Here is a 5,520-nt window from a genome sequence, read left to right on the forward strand (position 1 = left end):
ACCCCACCCACCGCCTCGCGACCCGCCTCCAACAACTCCCAGAAACGGCCCGCGTCCTCCGCACCGGCAAGGCGGCACGACATTCCGACCACGGCGATCGGGTCGTTGGAAAGGGAATCGAGCGGCGCGTCAGAATTCGAAAGCACGGCGGGCGGTCTCCATTTCTGTTCACACGCCGAATCACGGGATGATTCGCACGAGCCGAAAGCACGCATGTCGCGCGTCCATCCTCATGAGGGGCGCTAAAGCGCCTCTTGCGGTGGTCTTGCTCAGCGAGGCGGGACCGCCGTCGGCTCGAGCGGCCGTGTCCGCAGGTCGGCGGGCAGATCGCGCCGGCGGGAGATGCCGAGCTTGCGGTAGACGCGGGTGAGGTGGTGTTCGATGGTGCTGACGCTGACGAAGAGCTTTCCGGCGATCTCGCGGTTGGTGTAGCCCTGGGCGGCGAGGGTGGCCACTCGTTCCTCCGCGTCGCTCAGCAGTCCGGTGTCGGGGGCGGCGTCGGCGCGGGCGGGGGGCTCGGCGCCGCGGGCGGGGAGTATCTGCTCGCACAGCGGGGCCGCACCGCAGTCGGCGGCCAGCTGCCAGGCGCGCCGGGTGATCGTCCCGGCCCGGTTGCCCTCGCCGCTCATCTGCAGGGCGGAGCCGAGGTCTGCGAGGGCGCGGGCGAGTTCGAGCCGGTCACCGCTGTCCCGGAGCGCGCCGACGGCGTCGCTCAGCAGCTCGATGCGGCGCCCGGGGACGGCGGTGGCCGCGCTCAGGCGGAGTGACGTCCCGCGCAGCCGGGCCCCGCCGGACTCGGGCAGCGCGAGCTGTTCGGTCACGAGGGCCTGCGCTCGTGCGGGGCGGCCGAGGTGCAGCAGGGCCTCGGCGGCGTCGGTGCGCCAGGGCAGCAGCCCGGGGTGGTCGGTGCCCCAGCGGACGGCGAGCCGGCCCACCTCCAGGAACTCCTCCAGGGCCGCCTGGGGGCGCTGGGTGGCCAGTTCGTAGCGTCCGCGGGCGCGGAGGAAGGCGAGCGCGTGCACGGTGGCGTACGGCTCCTCGCCGGGCAGGGCGGGCTGTAGGTGCTGGGCGGCTGTCGCGTACTCGCCCTGGTCGGTGAGGGCCTGGACGAGCAGGGCGAGCGGGGCCAGGAGGAACGGGCCGCCGCGGCCGGTGAGGTGGCCGAGCGCCGCGCTCGCCTCCCGGCGCGCGTCGGCCAGGTCACCGAGCCGCAGCAGGGCGTCGGCGTGCGCCGTGGCGAAGGCCGCCTGCCAGCCGGGCGCGTGCCGGGCCGGGGTCTGCTCGCCGAGCCGCCGGCACCAGGCGACGGCGCGGTGCGGCCGGTGGTGGACCAGGGTGCGCAGGGCGTGGCCGAGGGGTTCGAAGGTGGCCTGGGTGAGGGGGGTACGGGCGAGCAGCCGTTCGGCGGCCGGGGCGTCGTCCTCGGTGCCGGGGTGGAGCCAGCGGGCGGCGGCGCCGGCCGGGGAGTCGGCGGGGCGTGCGGGGGTGGCGGCCGGGAGCCGGGCGAGCAGATCGCCGAGGGGTGCGCCGGAAAGTGGGCTCGGGGCCGCTCGGGCCCGCCGTACGAGGACCTCGTCGGCCTCTTCGACACGTCCCTGTGCGGCCAGTTGGCGGGCCAGCCAGGTGGCGTCGGTGGCGGAGAGCTGGCCGGCACGCAGTGCGGCGAGTGGCTCGTCGAGCTGGCGGTGGGCGGTTGCGGGGTGTAATCGCCAGGTGTGGGCGGCCAGTTGGAGGGTGATCCGGAGCCGGACAGGCTCGTCCGCGCAGCCGGAGCGGGCCAGGCGCAGGAGGGCCTCGGCTCGTTCGGGGTCGCCGTGCGCCTGCGTCTCCTGTCGGGCGGCGTCCCGCAGGGCCTGGATCTCCCAGTCGTGCGCGGCCGTCCCGGCGGCGAGCAACTGTTCGGCCACGGCGGCCGGTTCGGCCAGGGCGTGATGGAGGACGCGGGCGGCGTCCCGGTGCAGCGACCGCCGGTGTGCGGGGCTGAGCGCGGCGAGCACGGCCGCCGCCGCGGTGGGGTGGGGCAGACGGCCGCCGACGGCGAGGCCGGCGGTGTCGAGGGTGGCCAGGGCGCGGGTGGCCGCGTCGGGCCCGAGGCCGGCGAGCCGGGTGGCGCGCCGGGTGTCGGCGTCGGGGCCGAGGACGGCGAGTGCGAAGGCGAGGCGGCGGGCCGCGGAGCCGCAGCGGTGCAGACAGGTCGCGTAGGCCTGCGCGAACGGGCCCCCGGATTCGGGCTCGAACCCGGCGTCCCCGGCCGAGCCGTCCGGTCCGGTGCCCGTCTCGGCCAGCAGGGCGCGCAGCAGCAGCGGGTTGCCGCCGCTCAGGCGGTGCAGCCGGCCGACGGCGGCCGGGGAGTCGGGGGCACCCCAGTACTGGGCCAGTTCGGCGGTGCCGCGGTCCTCCAGACGGGTGAGGCGGATGCGGGCGAAGCCGGGGTGGCGCAGCAGTTCGGTGTGCAGCCCCGGGTGGTCCGTACGGTGGTGCGGGGTCTGTGCGAGCACCGTGAGCAGGGGCGCGCCGCGCAGGGTGTGGGTGAGGCGCAGCAGTTCGACGAGGGAGCGGCGGTCGGCGTACTGCACGTCGTCGACGCACAGGAGCAGCGGGCCGCGGGCGCAGGCCGTGCGCAGCAGGTCGGCGAAACGGGCGGTCACACCGGCGCCGGCATCGGCGTCGCCGTCGGGATCGGGATCGGGATCGGGATCGGGATCGGGATCGATGGTGTGGCCGGTCGCGAGGCGGTGCAGCAGGGCGTGGTCACGGTTGCGTACGGCGGGGTCGGCGGCGGCCTGGACGACGGTGAGGCCGTTGTCGGCGGCGGTGTCGGCCGCGTACTGCAACAGCCGCGTCTTGCCGCAGCCCACGGCGCCCTCGACGAGTACCAGCCCGGCCGTGCCGGCGGCGCAGGCGTGCAGGACCTTGTCGAGGCGCGCGCACTCGTCGTCGCGATGCAGGAGCACCATGAGCCGTCTCCTCCCCCGGTCGCGTTCCCTGGCCGTTCGGGCAGCTTAGGAAGGCGGGAACGCCGTAAGGGACCGGATGGGGGCGGGACTTGCTGCACGGCAGGAACTGCCGGGCGGCCGGCCGGCTTCAGCGGACGGGCGCGGGGGCACGTCCCGCGGCGAAGGAACGGAGGTCCTCGGCGACGGCCGCGGACACCGCGTCCTGCTGGGTGGCGAGGTAGAAGTGGCCGCCGGGGAAGCTGCGGAAGCCGAAGGGGCCCTCGGTCAACTCCCGCCAGGCCATGGCCTGTTCCAGGGACACCCGGGGGTCGGCGGTGCCGGTGAGCACGCTCAGCGGGCAGCGCAGCGGCGGTCCGGAGCCGTCCGGGCGGTAGCGGTAGGTCTCGACGGCCTTGAAGTCGGCGCGCAGGGCGGGCAGCACCATTTGCAGGATCTCCTCGTCCTGGAGCAGCCCGGGGTCGGTGCCGGAGAGTACCCGGACCTCCTCGATCAACGCGGCGTCCCCGAGGGTGTGGACGCGGTCGTCGCGCAGGATGTCGACGGCCCGCCGTCCGGAGACGATCAGGCCGAGCGGGCCGGTGCCCTCCCGTTCCATCCGGCGCGCCAGCTCGAAGGCCAGGACCGCGCCCATGCTGTGCCCGAAGAGGACCAGCGGCAGGTCGTCGTAGGGCCGCAGGGCGGCGTGCAGGGCGGGCACGAGTTCCTCGACCGAGTCGAGGGCCGGTTCCAGCCGGCGGTCCTGACGGCCGGGGTACTGCACGGCCAGCACGTCGGCGTGGGCGGCGAGCCGCTGCGAGAAGGGGAAGAAGAAGGACGCGGTGCCGCCGGCGTGCGGGAGGCACACCAGGCGGCAGGGCCGGCCGGTGGCGGGGTGGAAGCGCCGGATCCACGACTCGCTGTGGGCGTCGGGGAGGGTCATGGTGCGGCGTGCTCCTTCGTCCGTCGGGCGAGGGCGCCCGGGTGGTGGGTTTGCGGGCGGCCGGAGGCTAACCGGAGGGGTTAAAGGGCCCCTTGCGCGGTCCGCGGTACCTCACCGGGCGAGCACGGCCTTCAGCGCCTGCGCCGTCGCCCGGGGGAACGCCGTGCTTCCGTTGTGCCCGCCCGGGAAGACGACCGGCTCCGTGCCCAGCAGTTCCGCCAGCGCCAGCGCGCAGCGATAGGTGTCCACGGTCGGCCGGGTCCTCCGGCCCGCCGCCGGGACGATCCGCGTTCCCGCCCGCGCCGCGGCCCTCACCAGTTCTGCGGGGTCGAGGCGGTCGGCTGTGACGGCCTCGAACTCCGTGCCGATGAAGTAGTGGAAGTTGGCCTGCCGCCGGGGTGTCAGCGGCTGCGGGGTGAGGCCCTCCTCGGTCTCGTCGTGGGCCGGATCGATGCCGAGTTGCCGGGTGATGACCACGAGCGCCGCTGCCAGGCCCCCGGTCGCGTACGCCTCCTGGATGGCCGCCAGATCGGCGGCGTGCCGCACGCGGTCCACCTCGGGCAGCAGGCTCGGCGTCACGGGCTCGTGTGCGATCAGCGTGTCCAGCATGCCCGGGTGCCGGGCCACGGCCTGGAGGCCGATCGCGGCGCCCATGCTGAATCCTGCCATCAGCGCGGGCGCGTCGGCGACTGCTGCGAGCAGCCGCGCGACGTCGTCGCCGTGGTCGGCCATGGTGACGGGCCGGGCGGGGTCGTCGAGCGTACTGCGCGACAGCCCGCGGCGGTCGTAGGTGACGACGGTGAAAGCGCCGGTCAGGTGCGGAACGAGGTCGACGGAGCGGTCGGCGTCGCCCTCGCCGCTCGGCGCGATGAGGAGGACGGGGCCACTGCCCTCGACCCGGTAGTGGAGGGTTGCGCCCGGGACGGAGAGGGTGCGGGTGGTGGCGGCGGTGGTGGCCATGGCGGGTCCCCCTTGTGGGCTGCCGACGGTGTCTCCGGCTGACGCCGCGACAGTAATGCATCGGGATTGATGCATTAAGCCAGATGAATCAGTCGCGATGCGTTTTCGGTCACCCGGCACACCATGCCGCACACCTCCCCGGTTCTCGGTCCGGCAGTAGGCGAACACGTCCGCGATCAGCCACGACGGCGGCCGGGCGGGTGTGGTGGTGGACTCGGTCGACGACTCCGATCAGACGACCGTCCAGGTGTCGCCGCCGGTCAGCAACGCGGCCAGGCCGCCCTTGCCCTGCCGCTCGACGGCCGTGTCGAGCTGTTCGGCCATCAGGGTGTCGTAGACGGGACGCTCGACATCGCGCAGGACGCCGATGGGGGTGTGGTGCAGGGTGTCGGGGTCGGCGAGCCGGGAGAGGGCGAACGCGGTGGTCGGGGAGGTGGCGTGGGCGTCGTGGACCAGGACGTCGGATTCGTTGTCGGGGGTCACCGTGACGACCTTCAGATCACCGGTGGCCCGGTCGCGTACGACTCCCCGGGTGCCGTCCGGGCCGAAGCGGATCGGGTGTCCGTGCTCCAGGGGGATCAGTGCCTCTTCGGCCTGTTGCTTGTCTTTGAGGGCGTCGAAGGCGCCGTCGTTGAAGATGTTGCAGTTCTGGTAGATCTCGATCAGTGCGGTGCCGGGGTGGTT

General features: G+C 74.4%; 4 protein-coding genes and 1 pseudogene. All 5 read right to left on the reverse strand.

The window, feature by feature from the left end:
• Window positions 1-215, reverse strand: a 215-nt coding sequence (locus tag ABZ915_RS48570) for a beta-ketoacyl synthase N-terminal-like domain-containing protein (protein ID WP_361817856.1), incomplete at its 3' end; no start/stop codon positions are given.
• Window positions 216-269: 54 nt separating this feature from the next.
• Window positions 270-2,957: an AAA family ATPase gene (locus tag ABZ915_RS48575; RefSeq protein ID WP_361817859.1), complete on the reverse strand. Its 2,688-nt coding sequence runs from the start codon at window positions 2,955-2,957 to the stop codon at window positions 270-272.
• A 127-nt stretch (window positions 2,958-3,084) separates the two neighbouring features.
• A complete protein-coding gene (locus ABZ915_RS48580) occupies window positions 3,085-3,876 on the reverse strand; it encodes an alpha/beta fold hydrolase (protein WP_361817862.1) in 792 nt (263 codons plus the stop codon).
• A 111-nt stretch (window positions 3,877-3,987) separates the two neighbouring features.
• The gene (locus ABZ915_RS48585) at window positions 3,988-4,836 is read right to left on the reverse strand and encodes an alpha/beta hydrolase (RefSeq protein ID WP_361817865.1); all 849 of its coding nucleotides are present in this window, start codon (window positions 4,834-4,836) and stop codon (window positions 3,988-3,990) included.
• A gap of 231 nt (window positions 4,837-5,067) precedes the next feature.
• Window positions 5,068-5,520 (reverse strand): annotated as a pseudogene (locus ABZ915_RS48590) (2-oxoacid:ferredoxin oxidoreductase subunit beta); the annotation flags it as partial.

This window comes from Streptomyces sp. NPDC046915, assembly GCF_040644935.1.
Taxonomy (GTDB): Bacteria; Actinomycetota; Actinomycetes; order Streptomycetales; family Streptomycetaceae; genus Streptomyces.

Coding starts and splice junctions, on each gene's coding strand:
- ABZ915_RS48575 (WP_361817859.1), bottom strand. CDS start 2,957: ATGGTGCTCCTGCATCGCGACGACGAGTGCGCGCGCCTCGACAAGGTC.
- ABZ915_RS48580 (WP_361817862.1), bottom strand. CDS start 3,876: ATGACCCTCCCCGACGCCCACAGCGAGTCGTGGATCCGGCGCTTCCAC.
- ABZ915_RS48585 (WP_361817865.1), bottom strand. CDS start 4,836: ATGGCCACCACCGCCGCCACCACCCGCACCCTCTCCGTCCCGGGCGCA.